Annotated in this window: 7 protein-coding genes and 1 pseudogene; 3 read left to right on the top strand and 5 right to left on the bottom strand. The window is 69.5% G+C overall.

Annotated features, from left to right (window positions below; translation table 11 throughout):
- Window positions 1-28 precede the first annotated feature (28 nt).
- From HMPREF2716_RS03755 to HMPREF2716_RS03745, 3 genes are all read left to right on the top strand, one after another.
- Entirely contained in the window at window positions 29-1432 is a 1404-nt protein-coding gene (locus HMPREF2716_RS03755) for an adenosylmethionine--8-amino-7-oxononanoate transaminase (protein WP_003117900.1), read from the top strand.
- Between the two features lie 92 nt (window positions 1433-1524).
- Window positions 1525-2247: a 16S rRNA (uracil(1498)-N(3))-methyltransferase gene (locus tag HMPREF2716_RS03750; protein WP_023518292.1), complete on the top strand. Its 723-nt coding sequence runs from the start codon at window positions 1525-1527 to the stop codon at window positions 2245-2247.
- 34 nt (window positions 2248-2281) lie between these two features.
- Complete coding sequence (locus HMPREF2716_RS03745) at window positions 2282-3697, top strand: hypothetical protein (protein ID WP_003121759.1); 1416 nt, start codon at window positions 2282-2284, stop codon at window positions 3695-3697.
- A 7-nt stretch (window positions 3698-3704) separates the two neighbouring features.
- Here HMPREF2716_RS03745 and HMPREF2716_RS03740 read toward each other — a convergent pair whose 3' ends face one another.
- The 5 genes and pseudogenes from HMPREF2716_RS03740 to chpA all read right to left on the bottom strand — a co-directional run bounded on the left by HMPREF2716_RS03740 (window position 3705) and on the right by chpA (window position 14139).
- Window positions 3705-4316 (bottom strand): LysE family translocator, encoded by a 612-nt coding sequence (locus HMPREF2716_RS03740; RefSeq protein WP_003084610.1) that lies wholly within the window; start codon window positions 4314-4316, stop codon window positions 3705-3707.
- A gap of 75 nt (window positions 4317-4391) precedes the next feature.
- Complete coding sequence (locus HMPREF2716_RS03735) at window positions 4392-5186, bottom strand: AraC family transcriptional regulator (protein ID WP_023085699.1); 795 nt, start codon at window positions 5184-5186, stop codon at window positions 4392-4394.
- A gap of 7 nt (window positions 5187-5193) precedes the next feature.
- A complete protein-coding gene (locus HMPREF2716_RS03730; protein WP_003106119.1) occupies window positions 5194-5700 on the bottom strand; it encodes a chemotaxis protein CheW in 507 nt (168 codons plus the stop codon).
- Window positions 5697-6728 carry a chemotaxis protein CheB gene (locus HMPREF2716_RS03725; protein WP_003084598.1) on the bottom strand — a complete coding sequence of 344 codons (1032 nt, stop codon included), beginning with the start codon at window positions 6726-6728 and terminating at the stop codon, window positions 5697-5699. The genes HMPREF2716_RS03730 and HMPREF2716_RS03725 overlap by 4 nt, the downstream gene beginning before the upstream one ends.
- Window positions 6721-14139, bottom strand: a pseudogene (gene chpA / locus HMPREF2716_RS03720) (chemotaxis signal transduction system protein ChpA). Before chpA ends, HMPREF2716_RS03725 begins: the two are co-directional and overlap by 8 nt.
- Window positions 14140-14146 lie beyond the last annotated feature (7 nt).

Below are 14146 nucleotides of genomic sequence, written 5' to 3'. Positions count from 1 at the left end.
TTTGCCGATCGATCCGAGGAGACAGCCCATGGGCCTTAACGCCGACTGGATGCAGCGCGACCTGAACGTACTCTGGCATCCCTGTACCCAGATGAAAGACCACGAACGCCTGCCGGTGATCCCGATCCGCCGCGGCGAAGGCGTCTGGCTGGAGGATTTCGAAGGCAAGCGCTACATCGACGCGGTCAGTTCCTGGTGGGTCAATGTGTTCGGCCACGCCAACCCGCGCATCAACCAGCGCATCAAGGACCAGGTCGACCAGTTGGAGCACGTGATCCTCGCCGGATTCAGCCACCAGCCGGTGATCGAGCTGTCGGAGCGACTGGTGAAGATCACCCCGCCGGGGCTCGACCGGGTGTTCTACGCCGACAGCGGCTCGGCGGGCATCGAGGTCGCGCTGAAGATGAGCTACCACTTCTGGCTCAATAGCGGCAGGCCGCGCAAGAAGCGCTTCGTCACCCTGACCAACAGCTACCACGGCGAAACCATCGCGGCGATGTCGGTGGGCGACGTGGCGCTGTTCACCGAAACCTACAAGTCGCTGCTGCTCGACACCATCAAGGTGCCCAGCCCGGACTGCTTCCTGCGTCCGGACGGCATGTGCTGGGAAGAACATTCGCGGAACATGTTCGCCCACATGGAGCGCACCCTGGCCGAAGGGCACGACGAGATCGCCGCGGTCATCGTCGAACCGCTGATCCAGGGCGCCGGCGGCATGCGCATGTACCACCCGGTCTACCTCAAGCTGCTGCGCGAAGCCTGCGACCGCTATGGCGTGCACCTGATCCACGACGAAATCGCGGTGGGCTTCGGCCGCACCGGGACGATGTTCGCCTGCGAGCAGGCCGGCATCGCCCCGGATTTCCTCTGTCTGTCCAAAGCCCTCACCGGTGGCTACCTGCCGATGTCCGCGGTGCTGACCAGCGAGACCGTCTACCGGGGCTTCTACGACGACTACCAGACCCTGCGCGCCTTCCTCCACTCGCACACCTATACCGGCAACCCGCTGGCCTGCGCCGCCGCCCTGGCGACCCTGGACATCTTCGAGGAAGACAAGGTGATCGAGGCCAACCGCGCGCTGTCCACCCACATGGCCAGGGCCACCGCGCACCTGGCCGACCACCCGCATGTCGCCGAGGTGCGCCAGACCGGGATGGTCCTGGCCATCGAAATGGTCCAGGACAAGGCGTCCAGGACGCCCTACCCCTGGCAGGAGCGCCGCGGCCTGAAGGTCTTCCAGCATGGCCTGGAGCGCGGCGCGCTGCTGCGCCCGCTGGGAAGCGTGGTGTATTTCCTGCCGCCCTACGTGATTACCCCGGAGCAGATCGACTTCCTCGCCGAGGTGGCCAGCGAAGGCATCGACATCGCCACCCGCGACGCGGTCAGCGTGGCGGTCAGCGACTTCCACCCGGACCACCGCGATCCGGGCTGAACATCGCCGCCCCTTCGTCCCGAGGGGGCCGGTTCCAGCGCCCCGCGGCAGGCAGTAAACTGCGCGCCTGTCGCCACTACCCTCGAATCGCCATGCGCCTGTCCCGCTTCTTCGTCGACCAGCCCCTCGCCCTCGGCCAGCACGACCTGCCCGAGACCCAGGCCCACTACATCGGCCGCGTGCTGCGGCACGCCACGGGCGACGCCGTGCAACTGTTCGACGGCAGCGGCCGGGAATACCTCGGCGAGCTGGTCGAGGTCGGCAAGAAGAATGTCCGCGTCGAACTCCGCGAGCAGTTCGCCGGCCAGCCCGACTCGCCCCTGCGTATCCACCTGGGGCAAGGCCTGTCGCGCGGCGAGCGGATGGACTGGGCGATCCAGAAGGCCACCGAGCTGGGGGTGGCGGAAATCACCCCGATCGTCAGCGAGCGTTGCGAAGTGCGCCTAAAGGACGAGCGCGCCGACAAGCGCCTGCAACACTGGCGCCAGGTGGCGATCAGCGCCTGCGAGCAGTGCGGCCGTTCGAGCCTGCCGCTGATCCATTCGCCGCTGGCCCTGGAGGACTGGCTGCGCGGGCGGGACGATGACCTCAGGCTGGTCCTGCACCCAGTAGCCGCCCCCCTGGTCAGCCATGCGCCGCCGTCGCGCCTGGCCTTCCTGGTGGGTCCCGAAGGCGGCCTGAGCGATGCCGAGGTGGAGCAGGCTCAGGCGGCCGGTTTCCACTCCGCGCGCCTCGGCCCGCGAGTGCTGCGCACCGAGACCGCTCCGGTGGTAGCGTTGGCGGTGGCCCAGCAACTCTGGGGCGACTTCGCCTGATATCCCTCCCGCCGCTTTACAACGGCGACAGCCAGTGAATACCGTTGCGCAACCCACTTCGCAACGGATCGCACGCATGGACACGCCCGTTACCTTCGATTGGAAGATCCGCCTGCCCGACGTGCTCGGCGTACTCCGCCGAGACTATGCCGGACGCTTCCCGCAGTTGGCCTCCGCCGCACTGGAGACGCTGCTGGAGCGCCTGCGCGACGACCTTCCCGAGGATTTCCTGCCAGCCCTCGGCCAGGAGCTGGAATCCCTCGGACTGGCGTTGGTGGAACGCCTGGACGAAGACGACAGCCTGAACCTGTACGTGGTCGGCGCCCCCCACAGCCAGCGCCTCCTCGATGCGCTCGCAGCGCAGGGCCACAACGCCCGCACGCTGCGCCAGGAAAACGCCCCCGAGGGCGCCCGGGCGGCCCTCCCCGCCGCCGCGCCGGCCGGCCTGGCGCCGGCTTCGGCCTACATCTGCCTCGAACACGCCGAGCACCTGGCGCCCGGCCTGGCCATCGCCCGCCTGCCGGGCGAGGACAGCCGCGACCTGCTGGACCTGCGCCAATGGCCCAGGCTGCAACGCCTGCCCGATGGCGCGGAGGAAACCCAGGGCGCGTTGCTCTGCCGGGCCAGTTCGGCGGACGGCCTGCACGCCTGGGTCAGGATGACCCGTTCGGGAAGCCCCTACGCCTGGCTGCATCGCTCCCGCGACCTCGCCTCGTTGACGCCCGAACTACCGCCCTTGCCGCTGCCGCCGGCGCAGTCGTTGCGCCAACGCCGCACCCCGGAACTTGCCATCGGCCTGGCCGGGGACGACCTGCTCCTGGCCGACCGCGGCCTGTTCTTCCTCTATCCGGGCTTCGCCCAGGGCAACGACGAACCGCGGTTGCTCTTCGACGTGCCGCAAGCGCGGCGCTCCATCGAGAATCCGCCGGCGGTCTTCACCACTCCGGACCAGCGCGTCTGCCTGCTCTCCCGCGGGCAGTTCTTCGAATGGCGCGAGGCACGCATCCAGCCCCTGCCGTTCCCCGTCGGCAAGGATCTGCCCGCCGATCCGGCGCAACCGACCTCGGCGGCGCCCGGGACCATCGTCTGGCTGGAGCGTGAAACGCTCTGCGAAGGCCGGCTCGACAGCGGCGAGATCCGCAGCCACTCGCTGGACGGCCTGGCCGAAGGCCCCTACCTGAAGCTCCAGGCCCTGGACGGAGGCTGGCTGCTCCTGGCGCCGTGGCTGGAACCGCATCGCTCGCGGGACCTCGCCCAGCTCTGGCACCTCGAATCCGGCCGGGCGCTGCGCATCCGCTACGGCGAACTGGACCTGGAGGGCGGACTACAGCACTGGGCGGAGCTGCCCGACGGCCGGATCGTCGTCGGCGACCATGCCCGGCATGTCGACCTCGGCAGGTTCGAAAGCCTGCGCCAACGCCTGCTGCGGCGGCGCCTGGCGCCGGCCTGAGGCGCGTCTACAGCCCGCGCAGCGCCAGTCCCGCCAGGCCGAGCAGGAGCACGCCGCAACCGGCGTAGCTGACGCGGTGCCAGAACAGCGAGGTGTTGCGCCGCAGCCAGTCCACCAGCGCCGCGCAGCAAAAGCACCAGATCAGCGACGAGAGCATGAAACCGGCGAAGAACACCAGCGACTGCGCCTGGTTCGGCGTGCCGTCGACGATCCCCGCCAGGGCGCTGCCGAGGGCACCCCAGTAGACCACGTTCTTCGGATTGGACAGGGAGATCGCCGCGCCGGCGCCGAAGGCGTTGCGCCCCTGCTCGCCGGCATCCTCCGCCGCCAGCGGCGGACTCCAGGCGTCGCGCAAGCCTTGCACGCCGAGCCAGGCCAGGTAGGCGGCACAGGCCAGGGTCAGGGGAATCCGCACCTGTTCGTAGCCCAGCAGCAGCGCCAGCCCGGTGAGCCCGAGCAGGGCCCAGACGGCATCGCCGATCAGCGACCCCAGTTGCACCAGCAACGCCGGGCGGAAGCCGCCGGTCAAACCGCGGCGCAGCGTTTCGCTGAACACCGCGCCAGGGGAAACATTGAAGGCGAAACCGAATAGCAAGGCGGCGAGGAAGATGGCGAGCATGGAACGACGACTCCGTGGTGGGACGTCGGATTATCCCGGCCGGCGGCTCCGCCGACTTGAACCGGATTGCGCAGTTCAGCCGCGCACGGCGCGCTGGTAGCGGCCCGGCGAAATGCCGTAGGCGCTGGTGAAGTAACGGGTCAGGTGGCTCTGGTCGGCGAAGCCCAGGGCGTGGGCCACCTCGCCCACCGCCAGGCCACGGCGCAACAGGCCGAGGGCGCGGCGGGTGCGCAGTTGCATGCTCCACTGGCGCGGGCTGAGCCCGGTGGCCTTCTTGAACGCCCGCAGCAGGTGGTATTTCGACAGGCCCACCTGCTCCGCCATCTCATCCAGGTCCGGCGGTTCGGCCAGGCGCTCGGCGAGCAGCGCCTGCAGGCGGGCGACAGCCGGGCGCCCAGGATCGGCCCTCTGCGGCAGGCGGGTGCCGCTCGCCGCCAGCAGGCGGCCAAGGAAATCCAGCAGGCGCTCCTCGCCCCGTTCGCGGGCGAAGCGGTCGCTGGCCAGCAAGGCTTCGATGCTGGCGGCCAACTCGCGGCCCAGCGCCGGATTGCGCAGCAGCGGGCGGTCGAACTCGACGGAGGAAAGATCCAGGCTGCTCGCCAGTTCGGCGGCAGGCAGATAGAGGCTGGCGAAGCGCCAGGGCTGGCCGTCGCGGACGCCGCCGCCCTGGATCTGCCCCGGGTTGTAGAGGGTCAGGTCGCCGCTGTCGGCCTGGAAGGTACGGCCATCCAGCCAGACATCTTCCAATCCGCAGAGGTTGGCGCTGATGACGAACTCGTCGTGGCTGTGCTTCTCGAAGCGGTGCCCGGCCAGGCTGGCGCTGGCGACCTCGAGGGAGGCGCCGATCCGCGCGTGCTGCAGGCCGGCCATGGACGGCTCAGATCAGGCCGGCGTCGGCGAGCTTCTCTTCGAGCCCGGCCAGGTCCGGAATCCGTGCGGTTTCGCCGCCGATGTCCACCGCCGCCAGTTCCAGCGCCGCCAGCGGCGCGGCGGTGCTCGCGAGATTGGCGTCCAGCCGCACCGAGCGCGGAATGCCCTGCACCAGCAGGGCGAGGAACTTCACATGGGGTCGTCCGCCGAGGGCGTTGATGACCACCACCCGCGCGCTGCTGCCGAGCACCGGCTGCTGTTCGCCGCTGGAGGCCGCCTCGAAGGACAGCAGCGGCAGGCGCAGGTCGCGCCAGGCCACCTGGCCCAGGTACCACTGCGGCAGGCCGGCGGCGACCTGCGGGTTGCGATAGGCGATCAGTTCGGCCACGGCGACGTTGGGCAACAGCAGGGTGCGGTCGCTCAGCGGCAGGAGCAGCCCGGTGAGGCTGTCCGGGGTCGGGTTGGCTGGGGTGTTCCGGCTCATGCCATCCTGCTCGATCACGGCCTGGTTCATGTTTCGACTCCTGTCGGCGCGCAGCGTGCGGCCAGATGCTTGACCAATGCCTCGGCCAGTTCGCGGGGGCTGGCATTGAAACTGCTGTAACCGGCTTCGCGCAAGCTGTCCGGCATGCTCGAACAGACGCAACTGTCGGCGCGCTGGGTCCATACCTCGCCACCCTGGCGCCGCACGTAGGCGGCAGCGGCGCTGCCGTCGCTACCCATGCCGCTGAAAACGATCACCCCGCAGTCGGGCCCGAACTGCTGGGCCAGGTTGAGCATCATCTGGTCGATGGACGGGGTGTAGGGTTCCGGCCAGGGACGCTGGCTGCATTTCAGTCGCCCGTCGTGGTGGAAACCGAGCTCGTGCAGCACCGGCACCACCATGACCTCGCCGCAACGCAGCGCTTCGCCGTCGCGGACGTTCTTCACATGCCACTGGCTGTGCCGGCCGACTGCCTGCGGCAGGTTCTGCTCGAAGCTGGCATCGATGTGCTGGGCATAGAGGAAGCCGATCGGCAGGCCGCCAGGCAAGGCGTCGAGAAATGCCTTCACCGCCGCCGGGCCGCCGAGCGAGGCCGCCAGCAGCCACACCTCGCGGGCCGCTTCGCCGGCCTGCAGCGGCATCGCCGCGAGGTCGCCGGGAATCTCCAGGCGCGGCGGACGCTCCTCGTCGAGCAATGCGCCGAGGCTGTCGCCAACGCCATCGCTGGGGTCGCCGATCAAGCGCTTCAGCTTGCCGATCAGCCGCCGTTCCCAGCGCGGGTAATGTTCGGTATGCCGCTCCGGCGCGTGGCCCTCGCCGAACAGCACCGGCGCACGGTCCTGCTCCAGCAGGCTGTCCAGCAGCGGCGAGTCGTCCTGCTGGGTCAGGTCCACCAGCCACAGGTCGGGCGCGCACTCCAGCGCGGCGTCGTCGACCCTGGCCGGGTCGGCGTTGAGCACCACCTCGTAACCATGGCCGAGCAGCGCCTGTTGCAACACGTGGCGCTGCAACGAGGTGTCGGCGATCACCGCGACCCGTGGCGTGGCGCGCTCACTCATGCTGGCCGACCAGGGACTGGATGGCTTCGAGCAGCTCGGTTTCCTGGTAAGGCTTGCCGAGGTACTGGTTGACGCCGATGCCCAGCGCGCGCTCGCGGTGTTTCTCGCCGGTCCGCGAGGTGATCATGATGATCGGCAGGTTGCCCAGGCGTTCGTCGTGACGCACCAGGGTGGCGACCTCGAAACCGTCCATGCGCGGCATCTCGATGTCCAGCAGGAGGATATCCGGACGGTGCTCCTGGAGCTGGGCGATGGCGTCCACGCCGTCCTTCGCGGTCAACACGTTCATGCCGTTGCGCTCCAGCAGGCGGGTGGTGACCTTGCGCACGGTGACCGAGTCGTCCACCACCATGACCAGCGGCGGCCGCTGCTGCTCGCTTTCGCTCGCCGCCATTTCCTGGCGCAGCGCCAGGCGTTCGCGACGGCTTTCCTGGCCGAGCAGCGCGTGCCGGGAGCGGATGGTCGCCAGCAGGTCGAGGATCACCACCACCCGGCCATCGCCGAGCAGGGTCGCCCCGGAAATCCCGGCGACCCCGGCGAACTGCGGACCGAGGCTCTTCACCACGATCTCGCGGGAACCGGCCAGCGAGTCGACCTGCACCGCCACCGCATGCTCCGAGGAACGCACCAGGATCACCGGCAAGGGCAGCGACTGGCCGACCAGCTTGGGTTCCTGGCCGTTGTTCAGCAGCTCGCCGAGGTACTTCAGTTCGTAGGACTGCCCGGCGTATTCGAAGCTGGGCGTATCCAGCCCCGCCTCGCCGCGCTGGTCGTAGAGCGCCTCCAGTTCGTAGGGCGAAACCCGCACGATGCCCTCGATGGTGTTCAGCGGCACCGCGTAGAGATCCTCGCCGGATAGCACCATCAGCGCCCGGTTCACCGACACGGTGAACGGCAGCCGCACGTTGAAGCGGGTGCCCTGGCCCGGCTCGGTCTGGATGCTCACCGAGCCGCCGAGCTGCTTGACCTCGGAGTTGGCCACGTCGAGGCCGACGCCGCGCCCGGAGATCTGGGTGACCTTTTCGGCGGTGGAGAAACCGGACTCGAGCACGAACTGCAGCACTTCATGATCGCTGAGGTCGCTGTCGGCGCTCATCAGGCCACGCTCGATGGCCTTGCGCCGTACCGCGTCGAGGCGGATGCCGGCGCCGTCGTCGGAGAGGGTGAGGAGGATGTCGCCGCCCTCGCGGCCGATGTTCAGGCGGATCGTACCGTGCTCCGGCTTGCCCGCCGCGCGGCGCGTCTCGCCGGACTCGATGCCGTGGTCCACGGCGTTGCGCAGCATGTGCTCCAGCGGCGCGACGATGCGTTCGAGGACGGTACGATCCATCTCGCCGTCGGCGTTGCCGACCACGAATTCGACCTGCTTGCCAAGCTCGCCGGCCACCTGCCGGACGATCCGCCGCAAACGCGGTACCAGCCGATCGAACGGCACCATGCGGGTGCGCATCAGGCCTTCCTGGAGTTCGGTGTTGACCCGCGCCTGTTGCAGCAGCAGGGTCTCCGCGTCGCGGTTCTTCGCCGCCAGGGTTTCCTTCAGGTCGAGAAGGTCGGAGGCCGATTCGAAGAGTGCGCGCGAGAGCTGCTGCAACTGCGAATAGCGGTCCATTTCCAGCGGGTCGAATTCTTCGTAGCCGGCGCGTTCGGCATCGGCCTGGTGACGCGAGAGGATCTGCGCCTGGGTCTCGGTGTCGAGGCGGCGCAACTGGTCGCGCACCCGCTCGATGGTGGACTCCATCTCGCCGAGGGTGAAGCCGACGTCGCTCACCTGCTGCTCGACCCGGCCGCGGAAGATCGAGGTCTCGCCCGCCAGGTTGACCAGGTTCTCCAGCAGTTCCGCCGGCACCTTCACCAGCTCCTGCGGGGCACGTCGGGAAGCGGCCTCCTGGGCCGCCTCCTAGGCCTTGCGCACGAACGGCAGGGTGGTGGCCGGGGCGGCCGGAGGCGCCGCCTCGGCCGCCATGATCGCGCCGGCCGCCGGGGCCAGGCGGGTCAGCTCTGCCAGCGCGGAGGCCACCGCGCGGTCGGTATCGTCGGCCTGGACCAGCGCCTGGGCGGGCTCGGGCCGCTCACCGGCCTCGTCGTCCTCGGCCAGCCGCTCGCGCAACAGGTCGACCTGCCGCTGCAGGCCTTCCAGCCCCGACTGCGCATCCAGCAGCAGGCTGTCCGGCCACGGCGCGCCCTGTTGCTGCGCATCGGTGAGATGCTGCTCGAGGTCGTGGGCCAGGTTGCCCAGCTCGGTCTGTCCGGCCAGGCGCGCACCGCCCTTGAGGGTGTGCAGGATCCGCAGCAGGTCGTCCAGCGGCTGGGCGTCGCCGTTGCCGCCGTCCCAGCGGCCGAGCGCCAGTTCGAGGTTCTCCAGCAGGTCGTCGGCTTCCTCGAGGAAGATGTCGAGGATCTCGCTCTCGTCGGCCGCCGCGCCCTTCGCCGCCAGCGGCTTGAGGCTGACGCTGGTGGGTACGCTCAGTTGCTCGTCGGGATCGCTGCGCAGGCGCCTGATCTCCGCGATCAGCGCCTGCCCGTCGGGCAGCGTACGGTGGCCACGCACCGCCTCGAGCATCTCGGCCAGCTCGTCGTGGCAGCGCTGCAGCAGGCCGAACAAGGCCGGGCTGGCGCGCAGGCGTCCACCGCAGAGGCCTTCGTAGAGGAATTCAAGCTCATGGGCGAGGTCGCCGATCTCGCCGATCTCGGCCATCCGCGCACCGCCCTTGAGGGTATGCAGGTCGCGCTGCAAGGCTTCCAGTTCGATGGTGTTGTCGACGTCGTCGATCCAGCGCTGCAACGCGGCGGCAGCGCTGTCGAGGATATCGAAGCCTTCCTCGAGGAAGATCTCCACCAGTTCGGGATCGCGCTCTTCGAACGCCTCCGCAGCGGGCGCGGCGGGCTCCTCGACGGTAGGTGCAACGAGTTCCTCGACAGGGCTTTCCGCCTCGCCCGGTGTCGCGGCCTCGGCCACCGGACCCTGGCGGAACCGGCGGATCGACTGGATAAGGTCGTGCGGGTCGGCCAGGGGCTGGCCGGCGCTCAACTGGTCGAGCTGTTCGGCCAGGCGGTCGTGACAGGCTTGCAGCAATCCGGCCAGTTGCGGAGAGTGCTGGTAACGGCGGTCGACCAGTCCTTCGTAGAGGGCCTCCAGCTCGTGGGCCAGGTCGCCGATCTCGGCGATCTCGGCCATCCGTGCGCCGCCCTTGAGGGTGTGCAGGTCGCGCTGCAGGGCGCTGAGCGAAGACAGCGCGCCCGGCTCGGCCTGCCATTGGGCCAGTGCCTGGCCGGCGCTTTCGAGGATGTCCACCGCCTCTTCGAGGAAGATCGACACCATTTCCTCGTCCAGCTCGCGGCCGGGAGCCGGTGCAGGCGCTGCCGGTACGGTCTCCTCGGCAGGCGTCCCGGCCTCTTCGAAGACCGCCTCGGGGAGGGCCGGTTCTTCGTCTTCCGGGGGGAAATCGTCGGCGCCGAGGCTCTCCGGGTCGATGAACGGAACGGCCTCGGCGGCGGGCGCTTCCAACAGCTCCTGCAGGGCCGCGACCCGCTCCGGACGCGGCGTGACCTGCAGGCCGGCGGCGACCTGGTCCATCATCCCGATCAGCGCCTCGTGGGCCTGGCGGGCTTCCTCGAAGAACGCCGGGCTGACCGCCAGGCGGCCTTCCTCGACGGCATCGTAGAGCGCCAGCAAGGCCTGGCAGAGTTCTTCCACCTGTGGCAGCTCGGCATGCCGGGCGCCCCGGTCCAGAGTGCTGAGCTCCTCGCGCAGCGCACTCAGTTCCTGGCGCTCCTGCGGATGCTCGTGCCAGCGCTCGAGCAGGTCCTCGGCGTCCAGCAGGATGTCCATGCCTTCGACGAGGAACGCCTCGATCAGCAACGGATCGCGGCGCTCGCCGGCATCGCTGTAGCGCTCGGCCTCGAGCGAGGCGATGCGTTCCTGGTGCAGTGCCTCGATACGCTCCAGCAACGCGTCGCTGCCGGGGATCGGGTTCAATGGCCGTTGCGCGCCGACCTGCTCCAGGCCGATGCGGAACAGTTGCTCGGCGTCGTGCAGCAACTCCGCTTCGCGCAGGTCGAAGGCGAGCAGGTTGGACTTGTATTCCTTGACCAGTTTTTCCAGCGGCGTGGCGATCTCCGCGATCGGCAGGATGCCGGCCATGTGTGCGCTGCCCTTGAGGGTATGTAGGGCACGCTGCAAGGCATCGGTGACCGGCTGCGGCAGTTCGCGGGCGCAGTCGGCGAGGAAGCCGACCAGGGCCTCGAGATGGGTTTCCGCCTCGTTGGTGAAGATCTCCAGCAGTTGCGGATCGAGCAGTTCGACGTCGCTCTGCGCCTCGGCAGCGGCCTGCGGCGCGTCGGCCAATGGCGGCGCCTGGACGCCGTTGTCCAGGCTCGACGGCTGCTCCGCCCCGGCTTCCGGCGGTACTCCGCCGTCGTCCGGCGCCGGCGGTTCCGGCAGCGGCTCGCCCTTGGCCAGGGCATGCGCGGTGGCCGCCAGCAGGTCGACATCGTCGCGCTGGCGCTGGGCATTGGCGGCGAACTCCTCGACCAGCTCCGGCAACAGGGCCACGACCTGGTCCACCACTCGCTGCACCGGCTCGCTGGCGGCGATGCTGCGATCGAGCACGCGGTTGAACAGGTTCTCTATCGACCAGGCCAGTTCGCCGATCACCAGGGCACGGACCATCCGTCCGCTACCCTTGAGGGTATGGAAGGCACGGCGTACCTCGGTCAGCGCTTCGCGGTCGTCGTGGTCGGCTTTCCAGGCCGGCAGGTAGCGGCCGATGGTCTCCAGGACCTCGCCGGCCTCCTCGATGAAGACCTCGCGCAGTTCCTCGTCCACCGGTTCCTCGTCGGCCGGCGGTGGCAGCAGGCTGACCGGAACGTTCTGCGCCGGCGGGTTGATCGGCTGCACCGGCGCAGCCATCACCTCGGCCAGAGACAGGGCCGGCGCTTCGCTGGCGAGCGCCTCGGCGGCAGGCGGCGCCTCGGCCTCAGCCTCGGGCAATTGCACCTCGGGGAGATCGAGGTCGGAAAGATCCAGTTCCTCCAGGCTCGAGCCCTCCCAGGCGGACACCTCGCCCTCCGCCTCCGGCAAGGCTACATCCAGCGGCAGCGGATCGAGCGCATCGAGAACCAGCTCCTGTTCAGCGGAGCCGTCGAAAGGCTCCAGCGCCGGCAACGGCTCGAGGCTTTCCAGCGGCGCGTCGAAGGACAGCGCCGGCTCCTCCAGGCTCAGATCCAACGTCTCGCCGGCCTGCGCCGGCTGCGCCAGGTCATCGCCGAGCCCCCACTGCTCCGGCAGCGACCAGTCCGCCAGGGCCGCCGGCCCGGAGGCCGGGGCCGCATCGGCGGGCAGGTCGAGGCCGGAGAGATCGATCTCGTCGAGGCTGAAATCGTCCAGGCTGCGGGCAGGCGCCGGGGTCGACTGCGGCTGGCCGCTCTCCTCGACCACCTCCGGCAACGCCGGCGGCACTTCGGCGGAATCGTCCAGCGGCAGGTCCAGGGCCAGGTCGAGGGACGGCTCGCCGGCGTCGGGCGCGACTTCGCCAAGGGTCCAGTTGTCGTCGCTGGCCAGCTGCGGGGCATCTTCCCTCGCGGCCTCGGCAGGAGCCGTGTCGGCGGGCGGTTGCTCCGCTGTCTCGGCGACCTCGACGACCGCCTCCGGCCTCTCCGGCTCGGCAGCCGGGGACTCGATGGCAGCGGGCCCGGACAGGCCAGGCTCGGCCGGGGCCGACGAATTCGGTTTCAGCGTATAGCCGAGGTTCGCCAGGCTGTCCTCGGCGACGTCGAGGATCAGGTCGCTCTGGCTGGCATGGTCCTCGCTCAGGCGCTCCAGGTAATACTCGACGCTGGTGATGGCATCGGCCAGGGTATCCAGGCTCTGCCAGTCCGGCACCGCCTTGCGCGCCAGCAGCTGTTCCTGGATATAGCGGTTGCAGGTTTCCAGCAGGGTCGCGGCGCGCTCCAGCGGGATCATCGCCAGGCCGCCGCGGACCTGGGTCAGCAGCTCCGGCACGCGGGCCAGGTGCTCGTGGTTCCACTGCGAGGCGATGAACTCGATGATCGCGTCCTTGGCCTGCTCCAGACCGTTGCGCGCTTCCTTGATCACCAACTGGTGGATCTGCGCCACATCGGTGGTGGGCAGGCGGCTTTCCTCGCTGTTGCGCTCGTCGCCGGGACCGGCCATGCCGGCCAGGGTGGCCTCGACGTAGAGCAACGCGCCGGCGACGTCCATCAGGATCGCGTCGCTCGGCTCGCGGCGGCCCTGGGCCAGGGCGTGGATGACGTCCAACTGGTCGAGGATGACCTTGCGCGGTTGGCCGAAGCCGAGTACCGCCAGGGTATCGGCGATCTGCTTGAGCGGCGCCAGGAGGGCGTCCAGTTCCGAGGGGTGGCCACGGTCGCTGCGCACGAACAGGTCGAGGCTGTCCTTGATCCGCACCAGTTCCTCGCACAAGGCACCGACCACCGAACGCATCGCGTCGCGGTCGGGTCCGGCGAGGCGGGCGCGCTCGGCGTCCACCGTCTCGTGGTCGGGCAGCGCCTCGTCGAGGCGGTACTGTTCCTTCAGAGCGCGGATCCGCGGCGACTGCGAAGGCGCCTTGGCCACGTAGAACAGCAGGTTCTTCACCAGCTCGTCCGGCGCGGCCTGGTTCAGGCCGTCGGCGCCCTGCTCGACCAGGCGCTTGAGTTCGCGGTCGAGCTGGCGCAGCAGGGTGCGCACCGAGGCGCTGTTGACCACGCTACCGTTGGCCAGGCCCTCGACCAGGCCGGAAGCGATGCTCCACAGCGGTCCCAGCGGTGCCTCGCGGCACAGGCCCTCCAGGCGCGCATAGACACGCGCCAGGTAGCCGAGGCTAGTGGCCACGTCCTGGTTGCGCAGCAGGCCGACCAGGGCCATCTGCTGGGTCTGGCGCAGCTTGCGCAGCAAGCCGCCGAGTTCGTCGGTGCGCAGTTGCGCGATGGCCTCGCCGTCCAGTTGCGGCTGGCGCTGCGACAGGTCGGGCGCGAACAGGCTGGTTTCCGAGAGCAGCTTCTCGCCGCGCGCGGCGCGCAGGTCGTTGAGCAGCGGCAGGACCACCATCGGCAGGTCGCGCCGGGCGGTCTGGATCCGGTCGAGGTAGACCGGCAGTTGCAGGATCGCCTGCATCAGCACTTCCAGGGCCTCGCCCTGGTTCGGCACGCGACCGTCCAGCAAGGCCTGGACCAACTGCTCCATTTCCTCGGCGAGCAGGGCCGCGCCGTAGAACTCGACCATCTGCAGGGTGCCCTGCACCTGGTGCACGTAGGTCAGGCAGAACCGCATGCGGGTCGGGTCCTGCGGGTTCTCGACGAACGCTTCCAGCGCCTGGCGCGCCTGTTTCAGGGTTTCGGCGATCTCGCCTTTCACCCATTCCAGAGCGACGTAGTCGTGCCGGTCACCCATAGCCACT

It is taken from the genome of Pseudomonas sp. HMSC076A11, from assembly GCF_001810205.1.
Lineage (GTDB): Bacteria > Pseudomonadota > Gammaproteobacteria > Pseudomonadales > Pseudomonadaceae > Pseudomonas > Pseudomonas aeruginosa.
Note: the sequence above shows the minus strand (reverse complement) of the source record. Positions and strands in the feature narration are given on the sequence as shown.